Annotated in this window: 3 protein-coding genes; all 3 read right to left on the bottom strand. The window is 74.2% G+C overall.

From position 1 onward, the window contains the following. Positions 1 to 29 precede the first annotated feature (29 nt). The 3 genes from fabD to OG823_RS31675 are packed head-to-tail and all read right to left on the bottom strand — an operon-like array spanning position 30 to position 25,593. Positions 30 to 1,916 (bottom strand): ACP S-malonyltransferase, encoded by a 1,887-nt coding sequence (fabD, locus tag OG823_RS31685; protein WP_371483637.1) that lies wholly within the window; start codon positions 1,914 to 1,916, stop codon positions 30 to 32. After that, on the bottom strand, positions 1,913 to 11,155 hold the full coding sequence (locus OG823_RS31680) for an amino acid adenylation domain-containing protein (protein WP_371483636.1): 9,243 nt from the start codon (positions 11,153 to 11,155) through the stop codon (positions 1,913 to 1,915). The genes fabD and OG823_RS31680 overlap by 4 nt, the downstream gene beginning before the upstream one ends. Continuing rightward, on the bottom strand, positions 11,152 to 25,593 hold the full coding sequence (locus tag OG823_RS31675) for a GNAT family N-acetyltransferase (protein WP_371483635.1): 14,442 nt from the start codon (positions 25,591 to 25,593) through the stop codon (positions 11,152 to 11,154). The genes OG823_RS31680 and OG823_RS31675 overlap by 4 nt, the downstream gene beginning before the upstream one ends. Between the last annotated feature and the right edge of the window lie 148 nt (positions 25,594 to 25,741).

Here is a 25,741-nt window from a genome sequence, read left to right as displayed (position 1 = left end):
TGGCGGTGCACCCGGCCGGGAGCACGGGCTCAGGCTCCCCGGCTGTCGCGCACGGAGCGCAGGCCCTCCCTCAGTCGCCGCATCGACGCGGTGTCGGAGGTGAACCGGTCGATGGCGAAAGCCCCTCGGTGGTCGGGCCCGTACCCGTGTCCGAGGAGGCCGGCGAGGGATCCGCCGGGGCTGAGGTCGACGAACCAGTGGCGCTCGGGCCGGGGGAACGAGGTGGCCATCATCGTGTCGAAGCGCGCCGTGCCGCGGATCACGTCCCAGACGTACGGGCCCCAGCGCTCGGCCGCGTCCTCCCGCAGCGGCCCCGCGCAGGCCGCCGAGTGGACGGGCAGTTCGGGCCTGCGCACCGCGACGGCCCGGCCCATCTCGTGGCACTCGTGCCGGATGTCGTCGATCAGCTCCGAGTGGAAGGCGTACCGCACGGGCAGCCGGGCGGTGGTCACCCCCTCCTCGTCCAGCAGGGCCCGCGCCTCGGCCAGCCGATCGGCACTGCCGCTGACGACGAAGTTCCCCGTCGTCCCGCCGTCGTGGTGGACACCCGCCAGCGCCAGTCCCGCGAACAGCTCCGGCCGCGCTCGGTAGAGGCCCGGTCCGGCGAGGACGCTGAGCATCCCGCCGGTGCGGCAGTGCTGCTTCACCAGGTGGGCCTGTTTCATGACGAGGTCCAGGCCGTCCTCCAGGGACATCGCCCCGGCGACGGTGGCGGCGACGTACTCGCCCAGACTGTGGCCGACGACGGCGTCGGGCGTGAAGCCGTCCGCGCGCAGGGCCTCGGTGAGGCTCCACCCGATGCTGTAGAGGGCGGCGTGCGTCTGCAGGATGTCGTCGAAGGCCCGGCCGCCGCGGGTGTCCTGGATCGCGGCCACCAGCGAGGTGCCGTCGGCCGCCTCGTAGAGGGCGCTGCACCGGTCCAGGGCGGCCCTGAACGCCGGGTTGGCGTCGTACAGTTCGCTGCCCATCGCGGGGTACTGGTTGCCCTGGCCCCCGTACATGAAGACGACCTCGCGCCGTCGCGGCATCCGGCGCGGGACCGGGGGCCGCTCCGCTCCCGTGAAGGGCTCCTGGGCGATCTGCTCGGTGAGCCTGGTCAGGACGTCTCCCGGGCCGATCTCGTGGAAGTCGCGGTGTCCCTGGGCCATCAGCCAGGAGACGGACTCGTGCCACCGGACCGGGCTCGATATCTGACGTATCATCAGGTCGGCGTAACCGGTGGTCGGGTAGGGGCGGGCGGTGACGTTGGCGACCACGGGAGTGTGGAGTTCGCCGAGCTCGACCGTGGACAGGTGGCGGGCGAACTCCTCCTCCACCCCGGCCATGTGACGCGAGTGGAAGGCCGCGCTCACCCGGAGGGGGGCGAACCTGCCGCCGGCCGCGGTGCAGGCGGCGCGGACCTCGGGTGCGTGGATGTCGTCGTGGACGCCGGAGAGGACGCACTGCCGGCGGGAGTTGAGGTTGGCGACGTCGATGGTCCGGTGGGGCAGCCCCGCCAGGATCTCCCGCACGCGCTCCTGCTCCAGGCCGACGACCGCGGCCATCGCGCCCCTGGGAGCCCGGCTCATCAGCGCGCCGCGCTCGCGGACCAGGCCGAGTCCGGTGGCGAAGTCGAACGCCCCGGCGGCGAACAGCGCGCCGTACTCCCCCAGGCTGTGGCCGGCGAGGACCGCGGGCCGCTCCCGCCCGCCGTCGACGCGGTCGAGGTACTGCAGGGCGCTGACCGCGAACAGCGCCGGCTGGGTGTACTCCGTGCGGCCCAGCAGGCCGTCCGGGTCCTCCTCGCAGAGCGTCCGCAGTGAGCGGCCGAGGAGGTCGTCGGCCTGCGCCACCAGGGCGGGGAACCGGTCGAACAGGCCCTGTCCCATGCCCCTGCGCTGCGATCCCTGGCCGGGAAACACGTACACCGAGGTCATCGGGCACCGCCCTCGGCCGCCCGGCGCAGCTGCGCGAGGCTCGCTCCCGGATTCGTCACGATCTTCAGCAGCAGCCGCTCGTAGGCCGCCGCCATCTCCTCGGCGGTGTTCCCGGAGAACAGGTCGGTGCTGTACTCCAGGGCGCCGATCAGGCCGGACAGGGTCTCCCGGACGGTCAGGTTGAGGTCGAACTTCGCCACCTCGGTCGCGGTCGGCACCGGCAGGATCGCCGGGCCGTCGGTGTCCCCGCCGTCCGGGTCCGCCGGCGCGGGCGCGGGGACGAGGTTGAACATGACCTGGAACAGCGGGGAGTGGGCCGGGTCGGTCTTCGACGCGAGCTCCGCGACCAGGTCGGTGAACGGGACGTCCTTGTGCTCGTGGCCCGCGGCGGTGACCTGCTTGGCCTGCGTCAGGAGTTCGTCGAATCCCCGGTCGGCGCTCACGTCCAGGCGCATCACCAGCAGGTTGACGAAGTAGCCGACCACGCGCTCCAGTTCCGGCCTCGGCCGGTTGGTCACCGGTGAGCCGACGGCCAGTTCACGGTCCGGGGTGTACCCGCCGATCAGTGTCGCGAAGGCCGCGAGGAGCGTCATGTAGAGAGTGCCGCCCCGCTGCCGCCCGAAACGCCGAAGCTCTTCGAGCACCTCCTGCGGCACCTTCACCTCGACCGAGGAGCCCCGGTACGACTTGACCTCGGGCCGCTGGTAGTCGGTGCGCAGCGAGACGCAGGCCGGCAGCGCGGCGAGCTGCGCGCGCCAGTACGCCAGCTGCCGTTCGCGGGCCGGCCCGTCCACGACCCGCAGCTGCCAGCGGGCGAAGTCCGCGTACCGGACGGGCAGCTCCGGCAGTGCGGGCTCCTCCCCCCGGCTCAGCGCCCGGTAGGCGGTGGCCAGTTCGGCCAGGAAGATGCCGGCCGACCAGCCGTCGAAGATGCCCCAGGGCCTGGTCACCACGGCGATGTGCTCGTACTCCGTGAGGGTCAGGACGTGCACGCGCAGCTGGTGGCGGTCGTCCGGCCGGAACGGCCGGACGCGTTCGGCCCGGAGCAGTTCGGCGACGGCGGCGTCCCCGCTCACCTTCTCGAAGGCGACGGTGAACCCGGCGGCCTCGTTCACCCGCTGGGTGACGCCGGAGTCCGCGTGCCGGACGTAGCTCGTGCGCAGGATCGTGTGCCGCTCGACCAGCACCGCGTAGGCGCGGGCGTAGGCCGCGCGGTCCAGCCGGCCGATGATCCGGAAGACGGCCTGCGCGTTGTCGTACGCCGATCCCAGGTGCTCGCGCGGGTTGAGGAACCACAGTTCGCTCTGCTGGAGGGCGAGAGGGGCGTCGGCGTCGGCGTCGGCGTCGGTGACGGGCAGCAGCGGCACGGTCTCGCCCGGGGTGCTCTCGGGCTCCGCCGCCAGCTCCCTGGCCATCTCGCCGATGGTGGCCCCGGAGAGCACCGTCATCAGGGACAGCTCCCGGCCGGTCTCCCGCTTCACCCGGATGGTGAGGCGGGTGGCGAGCAGGGAGTGGCCGCCGAGTTCGAAGAAGCTGTCCTGGAGGCCGACGCGCTCCAGTTCGAGGACGTCCTGGACGAGCCGGCAGAGGATCAGCTCCAGGGCGCTGCGGGGCGCGACGTAGCTCTCGCGGTGGACGTCGGCCTCGTCCGGAGCGGGCAGCGCCTTCTTGTCGACCTTGCCGTTGGGGGTGAGCGGCAGCTCGTCGAGGGCCACGAACACGTTGGGCACCATGTACTCGGGCACCCGGCTCGCCAGGTGGTCCTTGAGGGTGCGGGTCAGCTCCCGGCCGGTGTCGGCGATCTGCGGCACGTTCGTCGCGGCGGAGCGGCGGTACGGGGCGCGGGCCCGCGCGCGGGCCGGCTCGCCCTTGGCGAGAACCAGGTCGAGCCCGTCCAGCCGGTCCTGGGACCAGGTCACCGCGACCTCGTAGCCCTGCTCCTCGGCGTACCGCAGCGCGGCTTCGAGCTCCAGCGCCCGCGCCGACGCCTCCGGGGACAGCCGGCGGCCGCCGGCGAGCGGTTCCACCTGCCGCTGGGCGGGCCAGGTCGCGAGGCTCTCGCTCACCCGGACGTCGTCGGCGACCTTCGGGTTGCTCAGGCCGGCGACCCCGAACCGCCGGTACCGGCCCTCGGTGACCAGCGCGCGCAGCCCGTCCGCGGTGGTGGCCTCCAGCCAGGGAAGGTCCTGCGCGGGTGCGGCGGCGCCCTTGGTCAGGACGACGTCGTAGCGGTAGCTGAGCATCTCGTTGTCACCGGTGCCGCGCTTGACGGTGATGTCCACCGAGCCGATCTGGGGCAGCCGCTCGGGGAGCCGGGCGAACCAGCCCGGGCTGACGAGCAGTTCGGTCTCCTGCCGGCGCCGGCGCCGGACCTCGCGCACGAGCGTGCCCGCCGGGACCTTCGAGGACAGGCTGCCGCGTTCGACGGCGCAGACGTGGGCGGAGAAGAGGTCGAGGTTGCGTACGTCGCCGATCAGGAGGCGCCCGCCGTCGGCGACCAGGGGCAGCAGCCGCTCGACCACCTCCTCCAGGTAGAGGCGGTTGGGGAAGTACTGCACGACGGAGTTGACGACGACGGTGTCGAACTTCTCCGTGCCCGGCGGCAGGGCGAACGTGTCGGCCTCGCCCTGGGCGAGGGTGACGTGCGTCCAGCCCCGGCGGTCCACGCTGCGCCGGACGCCTTCCAGCGCCGCGGCGGAGAGGTCGACGGCGTACACCTCCTCGCAGAGGGCCGCGTAGCGCAGGAGCAGGAGTCCGCTGCCGCAGCCGACCTCCAGCAGGCGTCGGGGGCGCAGTGCCCCGATCTGCCGGACGGTGCCGTCGATCCACTCGCGCATCTCGGCCTCGGGGATGCTCTCCCCGGTGTAACTGCTGTTCCAGCCGAGGAGGTTGAGGTCGTCCTCGGCCTCCGCCGGGGTGTCGCCGACGGTGTCCGCGCCCTCGGTGCGGTACCGGTCCTCGAAGAGGTCCTGCCACTGGCGCAGCCGGTCGGCGTTCTGCTGCCGCGCGACGGTGTCCAGCCAGTCCTCGGCCGGCCGCACGTAGGCGATCAGCTGCTTGCTCTCGCCGGCGGACCGGGTGGTGACCACGGCGCCGTGCACCGAGGGGTGGGCGTTCAGCAGCGTCTCGATCTCGCCCGGTTCGACCCGGAAGCCGCGGACCTTGACCTGGTCGTCGACCCGGCCGCGGAACTCCAGGGTGCCGTCGGGCCGCCAGCGGGCCAGGTCGCCGGTGCGGTACAGCCGTGCGCCGGGCTCGACCGCGAAGGGGTCGCGGACGAACCGCTCGGCCGTCTGCTCCGGGTCGTCGAGGTAGCCGCGCGCCACCCCGAGCCCGCCGAAGCACAGTTCGCCGACGACGCCGCGCAGGACGGGCCGCTGGTTCGCGTCGAGCACGTAGGCGGTCGAGTGCGGTACGGGCCGGCCGATCGGGACGACCGCGTCGTCGGCGATGTCCCGGGGGATCACGTGGTGGGTGGAGGCGATGCTGTTCTCGGTCGGGCCGTACCCGTTGACCACGGTCAGGCCGGGGTGTGCGGCGTACAGCCGGCGGACGTCGCGGGCCGCGAAGGTGTCGCCCACCACGGCGAGGTAGCGCAGCGGCAGGTCTCGCCCGGCCGCGGAGTCCGCGAAGGCCGGCAGGAAGGCGGCCGACAGCAGCATGGTCGTGACGCCGGCGCTCTCGACCCGGTCCAGCAGCTGCTCCGGGTCCTTGGAGTCGCCGTCGTGCAGCACCAGCAGGCCCCCGCAGACCAGCGGGGTGAGCACCTCCAGGGAGCCGGCGTCGAAGGAGATCGAGGAGTGGTGCAGGACCACGGTGTCCTCGTCGGCGGCGAAGAACTCGCGGTTTCGCACGAGCCGGACCACACCGCGGTGCTCCATCAGCACGCCCTTGGGCCGCCCGGTGGATCCGGAGGTGAAGATGGTGCAGGCGAGGTGGTCGGGTGTGAGGCCGGTCTCCGCCCGGGACAGGTCGTGCTCCGGCTGGCCGGCGAGGACCTGGGCCGCGGGCCCGGTCCCGTCCTCGGCGCGCTCTCCGGTGTCGAGGTGGACGACCTGGAGGCGGTCGGCGTCGGCCCTGCCGTCGTCCAGGACCGACCGCTCGGCCCCGGACCGGCCGAGGACGATGGAGACACCGGAGGCGTCGCGCAGGGCCCGGACGCGCTCGCTGGGGTAGTCGGGATCGATGGGGACGTACGCCCCGCCGGCCTTGAGGATGCCGAGCAGGCCGATCACCGTCTCCGGCGAGCGGCGCAGGCACAGTCCGACCCGGGTGTCGGGCCCCACCCCCTGGCCGCGCAGGTAGTGCGCCACCCGGTTGGCCCGGGCGTTCGTCTGCGCGTAGGTCAGCGTCCGCGTCCCGTGGCGGACCGCGATCGCGTCCGGCCGGGCCCGGACCTGTTCCTCGAACAGCTCGGGCAGGCAGCGGTCGTCGGGGGCGGGCTCGGCCGTGCCGTTCCACTCGGTCAGCAGCCGGCGGCGTTCGGCCTCGGGCATGACGTCGATGTCCAGGGCCCGGGTTCCGGCGCCGTCGTCGAGTGCCAGGGCTGCGACGACCGCCGAGACCGCGGCCTCCACGTAGTCGAGCACGGCCTCGGGCGAGAGGCTCGCGTCGATCTGGGCGTTCAGGGACAGGTCGGTTCCGGTGTCGTCGACCGACACGCCGACCGGGTAGTTGGTGCGGTCCAGCCAGCCGAGCCGGTTGACGCCCAGGTCCTCCAGCGTGACCGGCTCGTCCCGGCCGTGGCGGGGCTCGACGTAGCGGTAGTTGATCAGGGCGCTGAACAGCGCGGCGTCGCCGTCGAGCCCGCTGCACCCCTGGGCGAGCGTCAGCGCGCTCTGCTCGTGGCTGATCAGTCTCTTCAGGCCGGCGTCGATCTCGGAGACGAGGTCCCGCACGCTCCGGTCGCGCAACCGCACGCGCAGCGGCAGGGTGTTGATGAAGTTGCCGATCATGCGCTCGATGCCCGGTACGCCCTGGAGCCGTCCGGACAGGACGGTGCCGAAGACCACGTCGTCTCGTCCGCTGCCCGCCGCCGCCACGAGGGCCCAGGCCGCGTGGAACACGGTGGCCGGGCTGATCCGCAGGCGCTGGGCCTGTTCGCGCAGGTCGCCCGTCAGCTCGGCCGGCAGGACGCGGTGCACGTCGCTGACGGGACTGTTGGCGCCTCGCACCTCCGCCAGCTGGAACAGGGTGGTCGGCTCGGTGACGTCCTCCAGTTCGGCGCGGAAGAACGCCTCCGCGTCGTTCGAGGCGAGCTGGTGCAGGGTGTGGCCGACGAAGTCCCGGTAGGCCGGGGGCGGCAGCAGCCGGTCGCCGCGGCCCGCCATGTGGGTGGCCAGCTCGTCGAAGATCAGCCGCAGCGAGGTGGCGTCCTCGACGATGTGGTGCACACCGAGCAGCAGGAGGTGGCGCTCGGAGTGTGGATCGGCGGCGACCACGACCCGCAGCAGCGGCGCCCGGTCGAGGCGGATGGTGCCCATCTCCTCCAGCCAGGCGCGGGCCTGCCGCTCGGCGTCCTCCTCGGGGTCGAGGGTCCGCCGCTCCACGTCGAGGCGCACCTCCCGCAGGACCACCTGTACCGCCTCGGGCAGGCCCTCGGTGATGACGGCGGTACGCAGGACGTCGTGACGGTCCATCAGCTGCTGCACGGCGGAGGTGAAGTCGTCGCAGACGCGCCGGTTCGGGGCGTCGAACAGGATGGGGATGACGTACAGGTCCTGCGCCGGGTCCATCAGGTGGTGGAAGAGGATCCCCTCCTGGGAGGGCACGAGCGGGTAGACGTCCTGCACGTTGGGGGCACCGCCGGGCACCTGGCCGACCAGCGCGTCGATCTCGGCCTGGGTGAGGCCGACCAGCGGCAGCATGTCCGGGGTGATCCGTTCGCACGCCGCCGGGATGAGGTTGGCCGGGGTCTCGTGCCCGGGAGCGCTGTTCCCGCCGCGGTCGATCTCGGCCGCGAGCTCGGCCAGTGTGGGGCTGGCGAAGACGGCGCGGACGGTGGCGTCGAGTCCGCGCTCCTTGAGCCGCGCGACCAGGGTGGCGATCAGGAGGGAGTGCCCGCCCAGCTCGAAGAAGTTGTCGCCGGTGCCGATGCGGGGCTCCTCCAGCCCGGTCAGCTCCGCCCAGACGGCGGCGACGGCCCGCTCGGTGGGCGTGTCCGGCGCCGTGTAGGGGCGCTGGGCGTAGGCGTCGATCCCCGGCGCGGGCAGGGCCTCGCGGTCGAGCTTGCCGTTGCCGGTGAGGGGCAGCCGGTCCAGGGTGACGAACGCACTGGGAACCATGTAGTCCGGCAGTGTCCGCCGCAGGTGCTCGGCCAGTTCGGCGCGCCGGTGCGGCGCCCCGGCGCCCGGGGCGCGGTCGGCCGGGACGACGTAGGCCACGAGCTGCCCGTCCCCCGGCTGGTCCTGCCGGGCCAGGACGACGCAGGAGCCGACGGCCGGGTGTTCGGCGAGGCGGGCCCGGATCTCGCCGAGTTCGACGCGGAACCCGCGGATCTTGACCTGGTCGTCGTTGCGGCCCAGGTACTCCAGCTCGCCGTCGGGCAGCCGGCGTGCCAGGTCGCCGGTCCGGTACATCCGGGATCCCGGCTCCCCGTGGAACGGGTCGTCGAGGAAGCGCTGCGCCGTCAGCTCCGGGCGGTTCACGTACCCGCGCGCCACGCCCGCGCCGCCGACGTACAGCTCGCCCACCTCGCCGTCCGGCACCGGCCGGCCGTCCTCGTCCAGCACGTGGGTCCGCAGGTCGGGGATCCGCTCGCCGATCGGGCTGACCGACCGCTCCGCGTCCGCCGCCGACAGGAGCCGGTAGGTGACGTGCACCGTCGTCTCGGTGATGCCGTACATGTTGACCAGGTCGACCCCCCGGTTGACCGCGCGCGCCGTCCACGGCTTCAACGAGGCCACGTCCAGGGCCTCGCCGCCGAACACCACCAACCGCAGCGCGTGCGGCTCGGCGTCGGCGCCCTGCGCCGCGATCAGCTGCTGGAAGGCGCTCGGCGTCTGGTTCAGCACCGTCACGCCCGAGGCGCACAGCAGCCGGTGGAACGCGCGGGGATCACGGGTGACCGCCTGCGGCACGATCACCAGCCGGCCGCCGTACAGCAGCGCGCCGAAGATCTCCCACACCGAGAAGTCGAAGGCGAAGGAGTGGAACAGCGTCCACACGTCGCGCTCGCCGAAGCGGAACCACTCGGCCGTCGAGGTGAACAGCCGGGTCACGTTCCGGTGCTCGACCAGCACGCCCTTCGGGACGCCCGACGAACCCGAGGTGTAGATCACGTACGCCGCGTTCGCCGCCGACACCCCGTCGGCGCAGAGGTCCTCCGCCGCCAGCCCGGCCCACAGCGGGGCGTCCGCCGTCACGTCCACCACCGGCACCGCCGACACGGCCAGCCCCTCGGGCAGCCCGTCCTGCGTCACCACCACCCCCGGCGCGCTGTCCTCCAGCACGAACGCCAGCCGCTCCACGGGCGAGGCCGGGTCCAGCGGCACGTACGCGCCGCCCGCCTTCAGCACCGCCAGCAGCCCCACCACCTGCTGCTCACCGCGCGGCAGGCACAGCGCCACCAGGACCTCCGCCCCGACTCCCAGCCCGCGCAGATGCCGCGCCAGGCGGTTCGCCCGGGCGTTGAGCTCCCCGTAGGAGACCAGACGCCCCTCGTGCTCCAGCGCGATCGCGTCCGGCGCGGCGGCGGCCACCTCCTCGAACCACTCGTGCACGCACCGGCTCTCCTGCCGCGCCCGCGGCGGCTCGGTCGCCACCTCCTGCGCGAAGCGCGGGCGCAGTTCGGCCAGCGGCCGGTCGGGCTCGTCGCAGACGGCCGTCAGGAGACGGACGAACCGCTCCGCGAGGCCCTCGACGAACTCCCGGCCGTACAGCTGCGACTGGTACGTCCAGTACAGGGTGAGGTCGTCCCCGTTGTTCCACACCTCCAGCGACAGCTCGTACTCGCCCTCCTGGTGCAGCTCCTCGACGAGCCGGTACGGCCGGTCCGGTCCGGCGATGCCGTCGAGCACGTCCTGGTGGACGAACGCCGGCTGAAAGAGCAGCGACCGCCCGGGGGCGGCCTCCGTGGCCAGCTCCCGGACCAGCGCCGGGAAGGGGTAGCCGTGCAGCAGGTCGTCGGCGAGCTGGCGTTGCGCGTCGGTGAGCGACCGCGCGAAGGACGAGGTGTCGGGGACCGCCACCCGGACCGGCACCATGTTGACCAGCAGGCCCATGGCGTCGGCGAGTTGCTCGCCGCGTCGCTCGTTCACCGCCATCCCGACGACCAGTTCGCGCTGCCCGGCGTACGAGGCCAGGGTCGCCGTGTAGGCGGTCAGCAGCGCGGCGGAGAGGAAGACGCGCCGCGAGGCCGCCAGCTCCCTGATCCGCGCGACGAGTCCGGCGGGCACCCGGCTGACGTGGGTGGCGCCCGCGAAGCGGTCCGTCACCTCCCCGTGCGGGCGGTCGGTGGGCAGGTCCAGGACGGGCAGCGGCCCGGCGAGCCGCTCGCGCCAGTACGACAGCAGCTCGTCACCGCGCTCGGCGAGCAGGCGTCGCTCCTGCTCCACGAAGCCGTGGAAGGCGACACCGCTCCCGCGGGAGTCCGCGGCGGCCGGACGCCGCCCTGCCACCAGTGCCTCGTACGCCTCGAAGAGCGTGCTCATCACCAGCGCGGCCGAGCTGCCGTCGAAGACGGCGTGGTGTGCGGTGACCAGCACGATCGACTCGGCCCCCGGGCGGTCGAAGACCCTCACCCGGAAGAGGCTCCGCGCGTCGGCCGCCGAGCCGGCGTCGAGGACGAACGCGCGCTTGCTCTCGCGCCGCACGACCTCCAGTGCCTCGGCGTCGTCGGTGACGTCCGTCAGGTCCACGCGGTCGAAGTCCGGCTCCCGGGCGGGGTCGACCGACTGGCGCGGGGTGCTCCCCTCCCGGTGGATCACCGTGCCGAGCACCGGATGGCGTGCCACCAGCACCCGGCAGGCCTCCCGGAAGAGCGACACGTCCAGGTCGGTGACCCGGAAGCACAGCGGCACGTTGTAGGCGGCCAGATCCGGGTACGCCCGCTGGAGTGCCCACAGGCCGTGCTGCGCCTGGGAGAGCCCGTGCGTGTGCACCTCGCGGGCCTCGCCGGCGGGCCGGGCCGACCGCTCCTCCGCCTCCGTCCGCAGCCCGCGCAGCCGCGCGGCGACCTCGCCCTCGGTCAGCCGGCCCGCCCGGTACGCCTCGATCAGGGTGTCGATCTCGTGCTTCACTTCTCGATCCTCTCGGTGTCCAGGAGCGCGATGGCGTCGTCCAGCAGCAGTTCGCCGGTGTGCAGGTTCTCCAGCAGCGCCAGGACGTCCGGGCGCGGGTCGCCCGCCGGCCCGGGGCGCGGCGGGTCCTCGGTGCGTACGGCCACCAGACGGTCCAGCGCGGCGGGCCGCCGGGCGGTCAGATGAGCGGCGAGTCCGGCGATCGTGCCGTGCTCGAACAGGACGCTCGGCAGGAAGCCGGGGTCGACCGTCGCGGCCAGGTCCTCGGTGAGTCCGAGAGCTCCCAGCGAGGTCAGGCCCAGCTCGATCAGACTGGTGTCCGGGCCGATCTCCCCGGCGGGCCGCCCCAGCCGCCCGGCCACCAGCTGCCGCAGGAAGCCGCGCGCCCGCTCCTCCGGTGCGGCCGCCGGACGCGTCGACCGCGCCGTTACCGGCAGCGTCTCGTCCTCGGGGACGAACCGCCAGTGGAGGCCGCCGTTCCCCGGCCGGGGCTGCGGCGGGGCGTCCGCGGCGGCGGGGCCCCCGTCCTGCGCCACCGGCTCGGCGCAGCTCGTCACCCAGTGCCGCTGCCGGGCGAACGGGTAGCCGGGCAGGTGGAGCCGGAGCGGTGCCCCCTCCCCGTACAGGACGCGCCAGTCGACGGCGAACCCGTTGACCCAGAGCTCGGCGATCTTGCTCCACGCGGCCTGCCCCGCCCAGCGGGCGACCAGCTCCGCGCGGAGCTCGTCCTCGTCCAGCAGCCGGGTCTCCAGGGTCCGCTCACCGGCCCGGCCGCGCCACACGGTCCCTGCGCCTGCCTCGGCTCCGCGGGCCAGGGCGGCCAGGGCGTCCTTCACCTGGTCCAGGTCGTCCGCCAGGACGACCGCGCGTTCGGCCAGCGCCACCCGGCCCGTCTGCAGGGTGTGGGCCAGCGCCGACAGCTCCACCTGCGCTCCCTGCTCGGAGTCGAGGAAGCGCAGCAGTCTCCCGGCGTGGGCGCGCAGGCGCTCCGCGTCGGTCGCGGACAGCGGCACGAGTACGGGCCCTGACGCGCCGTCCCGCGTGCCGCTGCCCGGCCGGCCGCCGCCCGCCCGGGGCGCCTCCTCCAGGAGGACGTGGGCGTTGGCGCCGGTGGCGCCGAACGCGCTCACCCCGGCGCGGCGCGGCGCCGCCGACCCGGCCGGGTCCACCGACCAGTGCGCCGGCTCGGTCTGGAGGCGGAACGGCGAGTCGTCCAGGTCGAGGAAGGGGTTGGGCCGCTCCGCGCGCACCAGCGGGGTCAGGGTCGCGTGGTGGAGCTGGAGCGCCGCCTTCGTGAGGGCGCTGATCCCGGCCGCCGCCTCCGCGTGGCCGATGGCGGACTTGACCGAGCCCAGCGCGCAGAACCGCTTGTCGTCCGTACGACCCTCGAAGACCCTGCGCAGCGCCTGGATCTCGATCAGGTCGCCGATCTCGGTGCCCGTACCGTGGGCTTCGAGGTAGCCGATCGTGGCGGGGTCGATCCCGGCGCGGTCCAGGCAGTCCTCGATGAGGGCCGCCTGGGCGGCCACCGAGGGCACCCGCAGGCCGGGGGTGCGGCCGGAGTGGTTGACGGCGGTGCCCTTGATGACGGCGTAGACGGCGTCGCCGTCGGCGACGGCCCGGCTCAGCGGCTTCAGCAGCACGGCCCCGACGCCCTCGGCCGGGACGTAACCCTCGCCGCCGGCGCCGAAGGACCGGGCGGGGGTCTCGCCCGCGAGCAGGTCCAGCGCGCCGTACGCCCGGTACTTGCCGGGGTGGAGCGAGAGGTTCACGCCACCCGCGAGCGCGGCGTCGCACTCGCCGCTCCGCAGGCTCTGCACCGCCAGGTGCAGCGCGCTCAGCGAGGAGGCGCAGACGGTGTCGACCGCCAGCGAGGGGCCGTTGAAGTCGCAGAAATGCGAGACCCGGTGGGCGATGGACGCGGCGTTCAGCGCCAGCGGGGCGGGCCCGGTGCGGTCGGCCGCGTCGTGCTGCACCAGGACGTAGTCCTTGTGCATGACTCCGACGAAGACGCCGACCGCCCGGCGCGGGCCGCGGACCTCCGCGGCGGCGAGACCGGCCGGGGTGTACCCGGCGTCCTCGATCGCCTCCCAGCACACCTCCAGGAACAGGCGCTCCTGCGGGTCGAGTTGGGCCGCCTCCTCCGCCGGGATCCCGAAGAAGCCGGCGTCGAAGGCGTCGACGTCGTCGAGGAACCCGCCCCAGGGGGCCACCGGCCGACCGGACGGGGTGTGCTCGCCCCGGAAGGTGTCGCGGGGCCAGCGGCTCTCGGGGACCTCGGTGACACAGTCGCGGCCGGCCTTGAGGTTCTCCCAGAACTCGGCGACATCGGCCGCCTTCGGGTACCGGCCGGCGATCCCGACGATCGCGATGTCCCCGGGTTCGGCCTCCCGGGCCGGTGCGGCGGGCCGCCCGGTCGCCCGGGTGCCGGGGGCCGGGGCCGGCACCGGTACCTCGGCCGCCGGCGCCTGACCCGACGCCTCTGCTCCCGGGGGCCGCACCGCCCGGTCGGGCTCCGTCGGCCGGGTAGCGGCCGCCGGGCGGTGGTTCCGCGCGATGTGCCCCGCCAGCCCGGCCACCGTCGGATGCTCGAACAGCAGGGTCGGTGGCAGCTTCGCGCCCAGCCGCTCCCCGATCTCCCCCGCCAGCTGCAGCAGGGTGACCGAGTCCAGGCCCAGCTCGTAGAAGCTGGTGTGGGCGGCGACCCGGTCCGCCGGAACGCCGAGCCGGGCGGCCACGGCAGCTGCCACGACCGCGCCCGTCTCCCGCTCCGCGTACTCCCCGGTGCCCGCTCCCAGCCCGGCCGCGGCCGGGTGGCCGGCTTCCACGGGTGCGTCGGCGCCGCGCCCGGGGTTGATCTGCCCGGCGTCGCGCACCGCCTTGGTCGTGAGGTCCCTCAGCTCGCCGATCTTGCACCCCCGTGCGTCGAAGAATTCCATGGTGAAGGTGAGGAGTTCGGCCCCGAACCGGACCGAGTCGCGCCGCACCCGCGTGTAGCAGGAGCGCCCCAGCGCAGCGTCGGCCCGGAAGGCGCCGTGGTGGAGCGGCAGGAACAGGCGCCGGTCGTCGCCCTCGCGCAGCACCGACGCGCTCGCGGCCACGGCGCTGGCGTCGATCAGCGCGGGGTGGAACAGTCGGTCGGGTTCGTCGCCCGCCGCGTGCTCGTCCAGTGCCACCCGCACCCAGACGTCCTCCCGGGTGACGTACGCGGCGCCGACCGCCTTCATCGGCCCGGAGTGGACGAGTTCGGCGGCGCGGAAGGCCCGGTAGACCTCCTCCAGGTCGTGCGTCCGCCCGTCGGCGGCGCCCAGCACGGCCAGCACCCCGGCCGGCACCTGCTCGTCGAAGCCGGCTGACCGCCCCGCCCGTCGCAGCTCGGCCGTGACGTACGGAACCGCGGTGACGGCCCGGGGCGCGGCGTCGGTCACCGTGATCCGCCAGCCGTCCGGACCCTCGGCCCGGGCCTCGATCCGGATCTCCACCGCGCCGCCGTCGTCCACGGACAGCGGCCGGTAGATCGTCAGCCCTTCGACCACCATCTCGGCGGGCGGCGCCTCGGGGGTGAGCTCGGCGAAGCAGCCGTGGAGCAGGTCGATCCAGGCCAGTCCGGGCAACAGCAGCCGGCCGTGGACCCGGTGGCCGGCGAGGACGGCGTCCCGCGCGTCGAGGCGCCGGGTCCACACCGGCGTCCGGGCGGCGGCGCCGACCCGCCCGCCCGTCCGGACGTCACGACGGTCGAGGTCGGGCGGGGGCAGCGGGCCGCGCCGCCCCGGGCCACCGCGTCCGAGGATCACGTGCCCGTTCGTCCCGCCGTCGGCGAAACTGCTCAGCGCCGCGTGAGCCAGGTCCACGGGTGCGCTGTGCCGGGGGAGGTCCAGGCGGTCGGGGTCGATCGGGTGGTACTCCATGGGTTCCTCGCCCGACAGGAACGGGACCGTGCGCTGGTGGTGCAGCATCAGCGCGACCTTGATGAACGCGGCGATGCCCTCGGCGCACAGCGGGTGGCCGATGTTGGGCTTCATGGAGCCGAGGCGCAGCGGTGTGCTCCGGCCCTCGCCGTAGACGGCGTCGATGGCCTTGAGTTCGAGGAGGTCCGTCAGCTCGGAGCCCGAGCCGTTGACGTCCAGGTGCCCGATCCGGTCCGGTCGCAGACCCGCCCGGCGCAGCGCCTCGGCCATCACCTCCTTCTGGGCGGCCGGGTTCGGGGTGGCCGGGCCGGCGGTGCGGCCGTCGTTGTTGAGGGCGATGCCCTCGATCACGGCGTACACGGTGTCGCCGTCACGCTCGGCCCGGTCCAGCGGCTTGAGGACGACGACGCCCGCGCCCTCGCCCAGCACGACGCCGCCCGCGCGACGGTCGAAGATGTGGAACTCACCGTCCTCGCGGAGCAGTCCGCGGCGGCGGAACAGCTCGTGCGAGGAGTCGTCCTCCAGCAGGCTGACACCCGCCACGAGCGCCAGGTCGGCCAATCCGGTCGCCAGTGCGTCGGCGGCCGCCCGCATCGCCACGAGGGCGGAGGAGCAGGCCGTGTCGACGACCAGTGCCGGGCCGGACCAGTTGAAGAACTGGGAGACGTTGGCGGCCAGGTAGTTCTGCCCGACCGTCATGATCGGGTTGCGGGCCGCGTCCACGCGGGAGTCGTCCACCCGTCCGCGGCCGCGGGCGCCGACGTAGACGCCGGCGCGGGCGCCGTCCAGGTCCTCGCGCCGGTACCCGGCGTGGTGGATCGCCTTGAGGCTCTCCTCCAGCAGCACCAGGGCCTGCGGATCCATCGCGCGGACGTCCTCGGGGTGCAGCATGAAGTACCCGGCGTCGAAGCCGTGCACGTCGTCGACGACCCCGGCGCGCGCGCCGCTCGCCCGCCCCCAGCGGCTGTCCGGGACGGCGCGGATGGCGCGACGGCCCTCGGAGAGCAGCTGCCAGTAGGCGTCGAGGTCCGGGGCGCCGGGCAGCCGGGCGGCCATGCCGATGACGGCGACGGCCGTGTCCCGCCCGCCCGGGACGCCGGCGCCGGGGGTGGCCCGCTCCTGCCGCTCGACGGTCGGTGTGAGCGGCGTCCCGACCGGCGCGACACCGGCCACCGGCTGCCGGGCCACCGACTCCTCCGCCCTCGTCCGCCCGGCCGGGGAGGCGTCGGCCTCGTCGCCGAACGCCTCGGCGAGCGCCGTGCGGTGCGCACTCAGCAGCCGGGCCGCGAGCTCGCTCACGGTCGGGTGCTCCAGCAGGGTCGCCGGGTCGAGCTCGACGTGCAGGCGCTGCCGGATCCGCTGGAGGACCTGGGTGAGCAGGATGGAGTCGGCCCCGTAGTCCGCGTACGCGGTGTGCTCGTCCAGCTGACCTGACGTTAGGCCGAGTTCGGTCTCGAAAGTGCGGCCGAGGAAGGCGACCAGCCGCTCCCGCAGGGAGGTGTCCCGCGCCGAGGCGCCGACGGGCGAAGGACCGGACGGCACGGGACCGGACGGCACGGGACTCGCGACGGGCCGCCGGCGGACCCCGAGCAGTGCACCGGGCTCGAAGCGGTCGGCGTCGACGCGGACCGGCATGACGACCGGGCCGCGCGGCGCGGCGAGGATCTCGTCCAGGAACATCGTGCCCTCCGCGTCCGTGATGCTGAGCAGTCCGGTGTCGGTGTACGCCTGGTTCCTGACCTCGCCGAAGCCGCTCTCCTGCCAGCTCGGCCACTGGATGCTCGTGACCGGCAGCTCCCCGGCGTACGCCTGCGCGAGGTGGTCCAGGAACGCGTTGCCCATCGCGTAGTCGCTCTGCCCGACGCCCAGGGCCGGGATCACCCCGGACACCGAGGAGAAGAGGACCGCGAACCGCAGCACCCGCCGGTCGAGGGCGGCCAGCAGGTTCCTGGTGCCGTCGATCTTCGGGGAGACCACCCGGGCGATGTCGGCGACGGACTTGCGGACGAACGCGGGGGTGCGGGTGTCGACCAGGCCCGCCGCATGGATGACCCCGGTGATCCGGCCGAGCGTCGACTCGATCGTGGCGATGCCCGCGGCGACCTCGTCGGCGTGCTCCAGCGGCAGGGCGAGGACACGGACCTCGACGCCCCGAGCCTCCAGTTCCAGAACGGCGTCGATCTTCTCGCGCACCGCGGGCGGGCAGGCGTCGGCGTCGGCCCACTGCCCGCGCGGCGGAAGCGTCTCCCGGCCCGTCAGGACCAGCCGCCGCACGCCGTACCGCTCGACCAGGTGCCTGGCGCACAGCAGCCCGAGGCCGCGCGTGCCGCCGGTCACCAGCAACACCTCGTCGGGGGCGAAGGACGGCGGGGCGGTCCGCGGCGCGGGCGCCGCCTCGGCCAGGACGGGGGTGAGGCGGACTCCGTCGCGCTGGCAGACCGCCACCTCGCCGGCCTCGTCGTCGAGTTCGCGCCGGATGACCGCCGCGTGCTCGGCGTCGCCCCGCACGGCGGGATCGAGATCGAGGTGGCAGGAGGTGAGGCCCCGGTACTCGCTCCCGAGCATCCGGTGGAGCGCGGCGCGCGCGGCCCCGGCCAGGTTCACCCGACGGCCGGCGTACTCCGGGGCGTGGGTGTCCGGTGATTCGAGACCCCGCGTCACGAACAGCAGGCGGAGGTCACGTGAGGCCCTGGCCCCGAGCGCGCTCTGCAGCAGGGCCAGGACTCGGCCGGACGCGCCGTGCTCGCCGAACGGGTCGACGGCGGAGTCGTCGGCCGTGCCGGCTGTGCCGGAGTCGGCGGCCCCGGTGATCCCGGTGAGGTCGATCCAGGCGGTGCAGCCCGCGATGCGGCGGGCGAGGACCTCCCGGGCGTCGGAGGCGGCCGCGTCCAGCAGGGTGGCGCCCTCGAAGCCCTCCGCCAGCGTCTCGGCGAGCCCCGCCGTCGCCCGGTCGTGCAGGACCAGGACGTGAGTGTGCCGCGCCCGTCCAGGGGCCGGCCGGCCCTCCCGCCACCGCTTCGTCAGGAAGAGCGCCGTCCGGGGCGCGACCCGCGTGGCCCGGGCGGCGGGCACGGCGGGTACGGCAGGTACGGCAGGTACGGCAGGTACGGCGGACACGCCGAGCGCAGCCGCCTCGGCGGGAGCAGCGGGAGCAGCGGGCGCGACCGGCGCGACCGGCGCCGCCTCGGGCACCCAGTGGACCTCCCGTGCGAAGGGGTAGGTCGGCGCGCTGATCCGGCGGGGTGCGGGGCCCGGTCCGGTGTACAGGCCGTCCCAGTCCACGGCCCCGCCGCGCACCCACCGGTCGGCGATCCGCTCCAGGTCGCCGGGCCCCGCGACCGCCGGGGCCGCGACGGGCGCGGGCGTCCCCCTGTCGCGCCTGGCGTTCCCCCGGTGCAGTCCCTCGACCGCGCCCTCCCCCGCCAGATACCGCTCCAGCGTCCCGGCGAGCGCCGGGAAGGAGTGCGCGAGGACGCCGAGGCGCTCGTCCATGGCCTCGCGACCGGTCTGCAGGGTGTAGGCGACATCCGCCGGCGTGACCGCGCCCTCCTCGGACGCCGCCTCCCGGACGAAGCGCAGAAGTTCATCCGCGTACACCCGCAGGCGGTCCTCGTTCTTCGCGGAGAGCGGGAAGAACAGGGCCCCGCCCACGGCCGGCGCCGGGCGCCGGTCCTCGTACTCGGCCACCACCAGATGGGCGTTGGAGCCTCCGGCGCCGAACGAGGAGACTCCCGCGATCCGGGGATGGGTGCGCCCGTCGACGACGGGCCGTTCCCACGACCGCAGTTCCTGGTTGACGACGAACGCAGTGGCGGCGAAGTCGATGTTCGGGTTCAGCGTCGCCGAGTGCAGGGAGGGGGCGATCTGCCCGTGCCGCATCTGCAGCAGGACCTTGGTCAGCCCGGCGATCCCGGCGGCGCTCTCGCAGTGCCCGATGTTGGACTTCGCCGAGCCGAGGTAGCAGGACCGGAGGCCGTCGGCCGCCGTACCGGCCCCGGTGGCGGCAGCGGCGGCGGCGAACGCCCCGCTCAGCCCCGCGATCTCGATGGGGTCGCCGAGCTTGGTCCCGGTGCCGTGTGCCTCGACGTAGCTGACGGCCCTGGGGTCGACCCCGGCCTCGCGCAGCGCGCCGAGGACCGCGGCCTGCTGGGCACGTGGGTTGGGCACGGTGTAGCCGTTGGTGCGCCCGCCGTGCGACATGGCGCTGCCCTTGATCACCCCGTGGATGTGGTCGCCGTCGCGCTCGGCCGCGTGCAGCGGCTTCAGCAGCACGACGCCGACGCCCTCACCGGGGATGTAGCCGTCCCCACCGATGCCGAAGCTCTCGCAGTGCCCCTGGCCGGAGATGAACTGCCCGGTGCTGAGTGCCAGGTACTTGTTCGGGTGCACGGTCACGTTGACCCCGCCGGCGAACGCCAGCGCGGTCCGGCCCTGCCGCAGATCGCGGCAGGCCAGGTCCAGGGCGGTGAGCGAGCTGGAGCACATGGTGTCCACGGTCATGCTGGGCCCGTGCAGGTTCATCACGAAGGAGACCCGGTTGGCGACGCTGGCGTAACTGCTGCCGATGGCGCTGGGGTTGCCCCCGACGCCGTCCACAGCCGGAAACAGCAGCTGGTACTGCCCCCACATCACACCCGCGTACACGCCCACCTGGCCCGCGCCCGCCTCCCCGTCCGTGCGCCGCAGCCGCTCGCGGGTGTACCCCGCGTCCTCCATCGCGGTCCAGGCGTGCTCCAGGAACAGTCGCTCCTGGGGGTCCAGGTGGTCGGCCTCGCGCGGCGAGATGTTGAAGAACAGCGGGTCGAAGCGGTCGACCTCGGCGATGAAACCGCCCCACCTGCTGTAGTGCCGGCCCGGCCGGGTGCGCTCCTCGGAGTAGTACGCGCGCCAGTCCCAGCGGTCCGCGGGGACCTCCACGACGCAGTCGCGTCCGTCGCGCAGGTTCTGCCAGTACTCGCGCAGGTCACGCGCCTCGGGGTAGCGCCCGGAGATACCGATGACCGCGATGTCCAGCGCGCCGGACGGACCCGACCGCGCGGCGGGCACGAGGGCCGGACCTACGGCGGGCACGGCGGCCGGATCAACGGCCGGGGCCGACACGACCTCGGGGGCCGGGGCCGACACGACCTCGGGGGCCGGGGGCGGCACGACCTCGGGGGCGGTCTCGTCCGCGGACGGCGCGTCCGTCGTCGCCAGGACGGCACGGTGCCGGGTGGCGAAGTACCCGCCCAGCTCGGACAGGGTGTGGTGTTCGAACAGCAGCGTCTTGGACAGCGAACCGAACGTCTCCTCCAGCCCGGCGGTCAGCTCGGTCGCCAGCATCGAGTCCAGGCCGTAGGAGCCGAGCGGCTCGTCCACGTCGATCTCGGCCACCGGCAGCCCGGTGAGCCGCGAGAACGCCTCCCGCACGATGTCCACCGCCCGTGCTTCGAGCGCGCGCCGGTCGGGACCGGCCGCCGGTGCCCCGCCCCCCGGTCCGCGCCGCTCGTGCTCCGGCTGCGGCTCCGGCGCGGCCTCCGGCTCCAGCAGGGCGCGCATCCGCGTCGTCTCCCCCGCCAGGACGACCACACCGGTCTCCCCGCTGTCCAGGGCCCGGTGGAAGGCTCTGAGCCCGTCCTCGGTGGCCATGGGGAGCAGTCCGGTCCGTACCCGCAGGGCGTGCAGCGTCGCGGCGTCGGTGCCCATGCCGCCGCTCTGCCACAGCGGCCAGCCGACGGCGACCGTACGGCCGCTGCGCTCGCCCGCGTCGACGAGGGCGCCGCGGTGCCGCGCGAACTCGTCGAGGTAGGCGTTGGCCATGGCGTAGTCGCCCTGACCCACGTTGCCGGTCGTGCCCAGGACGGACGAGAACAGCACGAAGAAGTCCAGCTCCGTGCCCTCGGTCGCCTCGTCCAGGCTCTGGCAGCCGTCGAGCTTGGGCGTCAGCACCCGGCGGAACTCCGCGACGGGCTTCCTGAGCAGGAAGTTGTCGTGGATCACGCCCGCGGCGTGGACGACGCCGTGCAGCCCGCCGTGACGCCGGGTCAGTGCGGCCACGAGCGCCGCGGTCGCGGGCACGTCGGCGGCGTCCAGGGCGTGGTACTCGGGGCGCGCGCCCAGGGCGCGCAGGGCGGCGAGAGCCGCCTCCTGAGCCGGTCCCGGCCGGGACCGGCCGGTCAGGCAGATCACCGCGCCCTCCGCCCGGCGGGCGATCTCCTCGGCGAGGATCATGCCCAGCGCGCCGGTACCGCCCGTGATGAGGTACACGCCCCCGGCGCGCCACCGCACCGGCCGCGCGGGGTCCTCGGGGAGCGGCTCCCAGCCGAGTACCCTGCGCAGCCCGTCGCCGTAGCCGATCCGCCGGTCCTCCGGCATCCGGCTGTCCGCGTCCAGCCGCTCGACGATGGACCCGGAGGACGCGTCGGCCGGCACCGCCAGGACCTGCCCGACGAGGGCCGGGTTCTCCAACCGGGCCGTCTTCAGCAGCCCGGAGAGAGCCTGGTTCAGCGCCGCCGACCCCTGCGAGGGCGTCAGGACCTGCACGAGGACCGAACCGGCGGACCGGTCGAACAGGAGGCCCTTGAACACCCGGAGCAGTTCCACGGCGTACGCCGTGACGGCCTCGGCGCCCGGTGCTGCGGCCTCGATGCCCTCCGGCGGCTCCAGGAAGGTGAGATGCGGCGCACGGGCCCGCAGGTCGGCCAGCCGGTCCTCGAAGCCGCAGGCGAGGACCAGCCGACCGAGGTCCCGGGCGGGTGCCGGCGCGGCGGCGTCGGTCGGCCGTTCGCGCCAGACCGGCCGGAGGAGCGTCACCTCACCCGTGGCCGCCGTCCCGGCCGGCGCCGTGGTCCGCCGCGTCGAGTAGCCCCGCAACGACGCGAAGATCCTGCCCCGGTCGTCGCAGAGGTCGAGGTCCCACCGCCGGACCTCCCCCGAGCCGCCCGTCGCCCGGCGGATCCACACGTACGCGGACGCGGGCGTGGCGCCGAGGACCTCCAGGCGGTCGAGGGCGAAGGGGAGGGGTGCGGTCCAGGTCCCGGCTCCCCGGGCCGCGTGAACCTCGGGCGCGAACGCCGCCTGGAGGGCGCCGTCGAGCATGCCGGGATGCAGGACGAAGTCGTCCCGGGTGTTCGCGACGGCCTGCGGGAGGGCGAGGGCGGCGAGCACCTCGCCGTCGCCGAGCCGGAGGTCGCGCAGGGCGCGGTGGGCCTCCCCGTAGTCCAGCCCGGCCGCGCGCAAGGTCTCGTAGTACTCCTCGACGGCGAACGCCGCCGGCTCCGTACGGGCTGTCAGCGCCTCGATGTCGAGCACCGGCGCCGGGGTCGCCCTCCGGCGGCGCGACCCCACGCCCCGGGAGTGCACCACGTGCGTTCCGGCGCCGGCCTCGCCGGTGCTCACCTCGTACGACACCCGCTCGTACGACACCAGCTCGTACGACACCAGCTCGTCGCCGTCCGGGGCGGCCGGCCTCCGGGTCAGCGCGATCCGGACCACGCGGTCCTCCTCACCGACGACGATGGGCCGCGACCAGACGACGTTCTCCAGACAGAGCACCGCGCCCGGGTCGTCCGCTCCGGGCAGGGTGCGGGCGACGGCCGCTCGCACCAGTTCGAGGTGGGCGACCGCGGGCAGGACGTGTTCGCCGCCGACGCGGTGGTCGCGCAGGAAGAAGTCACGCGCGGTGAGGACGGACTCGAAGGCGGCGCCGCCGGCCTCCTGGTACGAAGGGGCGGGGTCGGCCGGACGCGGGAGCAGCGGCCGCCGCCGGTGGGGAGCGGCGGCCGGTTCGAGGTCGAGCCAGTGGTGTGTTCGGGCGAAGGCGTGGGTGGGCAGCGGTACGCGGCGCGGCCGGGCGGCGCCCTCGTGGAGCCGCTCCCAGTCCACCGCTGCTCCGCGCAGCCAGTCCGCCAGCAGCCGCTCCGGGTCGTTGCGCGGGGCGGCGCCCTCGGACTGCGCGCCGTCCGGCCGTGCGCGTCCGCGACCGCGCCGGACGGCGGGCGGCAGCGGTTCGACGCCCGCGACGAAGGCCTCCAGGAGCGCCACGAGCGAGGCGCCGTCCGTCGGCACCAGCCCGAGCCGCTCGGTCAGCGCCTCCCGGCCCACCTGGGTGGTGTACGCCACGTCCAGCAGGTCGGCGTCGGTGAGTGCGGTGCCGGCCGCCCGCTCGGTCCGCAACCAGGCGAGGAGGAGCTCGGCCTGCCGTACGAGCTGGACCTCGCTCTCGGCCGACAGCACCACGACCGGACGGCGCGGGTCGGCGCGAAGGCCGAACTCCCGATCCCCGCCGTCCTCCCGCCGATCGCCGACGGCCGGTGGCTGCGCGACGATCACGTGCGCGTTGCTGCCGCCCGAGCCGAAGCTGCTGACCCCGGCGATGCGCGTCGCCCGGCCCCCGAGCTCCCAGTCGCCGAGCCGGTCCGCGATGGTGAAAGGCGTCCCGGCCAGGGTGATCTGCGGGTTGCGCCGTGTCTGGTGGAGCGTGGCGGGCAGTCGTCCGTGGCGCAGGGACAGCACGGTCTTCAGCAGCCCGGTGATGCCCGCGGCGGCTTCCAGATGTCCCAGATTCGTCTTGACCGATCCGAGGGCGCAGGGCGCGTCGACCCCGGCGAAGGCCCGGCTGAGGCCCTGCACCTCGATCGGGTCGCCGAGCGCCGTGCCGGTGCCGTGCGCCTCGACGTACCCGATGTCGGAGGCGGTCACCCGGGCGTCGGCCAGCGCCGCCCCGACCAGGCTCGCCTGCTGGGCGGCACTCGGTACGGTCAGTCCGCCGCTGCGGCCGCCGTGGTTGGTGGCGCTTCCCTTGATGACGGCGTGCACGTGGTCGCCCGCGGCGAGCGCCGCGGCGAGCGGCTTCAGCAGCAGGACCACCGCGCCCTCGGACCGCACGTAGCCGTCGGCCGACTCGTCGAAGGTCTTGCACAGTCCGTCGGGCGACAGCATGCCCGCCCGATGGTAGGCGATGCTGTTCGCGGGGTGGCACAGCAGGTTGACGCCGCCGACCAGGGCCGTCCCGCACTCCCCGGAGCGCAGCGCGCGCACGGCGGTGTGCACGGCCACCAGCGAACTGGAGCAGGCGGTGTCCAGTTGGACGCTCGGGCCGCGCAGGTCGAAGAAGTACGAGACGCGGTTGGCGATCACCGCCGTGGAGGTGGCCACCGCGCTGTGCGCCCGCGCGGGGATCCCCTCGGTGTCCATCACCCGCTGGTAGTCCGAACCGCTGGCACCGACGAACACGCCCGTCGACGTGCCCGCGACCGCGCCGGCCGCGTACCCGGCGTCCTCCAGGCAGGCCCAGGACAGCTCCAGCATCCAGCGCTGCTGCGGGTCCATCCGCTTCGCCTCGCGCGGGGTGATCCGGAACAGCCCGGCCTCGAAGCACCCCGCGTCGGCGACGAAGCCGCCGCGGTCGATGCCCGGGTGCGTCTCCGGGCCGATGCCCTCGGGCCACCGCCAGCGACCTTCGGGCAGCGTTCCGACCGCGCAGTCGCCCGCTGCCAGGAGCCGCCACAGCCCGGCGGGATCCTCGATGCCGCCGGGCAGCCGGCAGGCCATGCCGATGATCGCGATGTCACGGGAGTCGTCGCTCCCCGGCGCCTCCTCGGGCTCCTCCCCCGCGGCCACGGACGTGGCGGCGGGCCGCCCGCCCCGCAGCCCGTCGAGGTGGCGGACGATCCGGGCGCCGGTGTTGTGCTCGAAGAAGACGAGCGGTTCAAGGGGGACCCCGTACCGGCTCTGGATCCTTTCCTGCAGGTCCAGCAGGCCGGCCGAGTCGAGGCCCAGCTCGAAGAACGGGCTCTCCAGGGGGTTGCGGACTTCTCCGTACGCCTCGGCGCCGACGATGTCGTGAATGAACCCGCTGATATCTTCGACGAGTCGGTCGGCCGCCGGAATGTCCATTCCGACGGCGGTCGCATTCCGGGTGATCTCCCCTACGCGTTCGGCTCGACGGGAGAGATCGTAGGTGACCAGGACACCGTGCCCGCCGTTGACGCTGTCACCGGGCCGGTATCCCGGGACGAGGCACCGTATTCGCGCCCCGTGCAGCTGGTGCATACGCAGTACGGTGTCCAGGCAGAGCCCCTGCGCCGTGGTGGCATGTATGTACACGCCGAGTTCCGGCTCCGAATGCCGGTCGAAATCCCGGCAGCGGGTCACCCCCACCGCCGTTTCCAGCGCCTCACTCTCCCGGCACCAGGTCAGCAGGTGCTCCAGCAGCAGCTCGCCGTAGCGGTGTCCCTGACTGCCCGGGTCGATGTTCAGGGAGAGCACGTGGGCGACGGGCCCGTCCCGCCGGTGCAGCCGGTCCGCCGTGTCGAAGCTGGATGAGAGCAGGTCATCGGCACTCTCGATGCGCTGGGAGTAGATCACCCCCTGGACGACACCGGCGGCCTCGACGACCACCTGGCCCATCGGATGGGTCAGCAGCCGCTGCCTGACGGTCCGTCCGGGGACGCGTGACGACGCGGCCCAGCAGAGCTCCTCCAGCTCCATGAGCCGGGGCAGATCGGAGAGCCGGGCGTTACGAATGACACACTTGCGCGCATGCGACATGAGCCGATCTGAACCTTCCCCCGTATTCGGCACCTGGCAGTGGCCGAACAAACCCGCATACCGCGCCCCGGCGCACTGCACTCGGGAGCGCATGAGGCATTGCCATCAGAAAGCGAGCACACCCGTGCAATCGCCATGAAAAGGCGGA

Origin of the sequence: Kitasatospora sp. NBC_00315 (assembly GCF_041435095.1) — a bacterium.
Classification (GTDB): Bacteria; Actinomycetota; Actinomycetes; order Streptomycetales; family Streptomycetaceae; genus Kitasatospora.
The sequence above is the reverse complement of the archived record's forward strand: the minus strand, read 5'-3'. Positions and strand labels throughout refer to the sequence as shown.

Bases quoted from the DNA above. Each gene is read 5' to 3' on its own strand.
- fabD (WP_371483637.1), bottom strand. From the start codon at position 1,916: ATGACCTCGGTGTACGTGTTTCCCGGCCAGGGATCGCAGCGCAGGGGC.
- OG823_RS31675 (WP_371483635.1), bottom strand. From the start codon at position 25,593: ATGTCGCATGCGCGCAAGTGTGTCATTCGTAACGCCCGGCTCTCCGAT.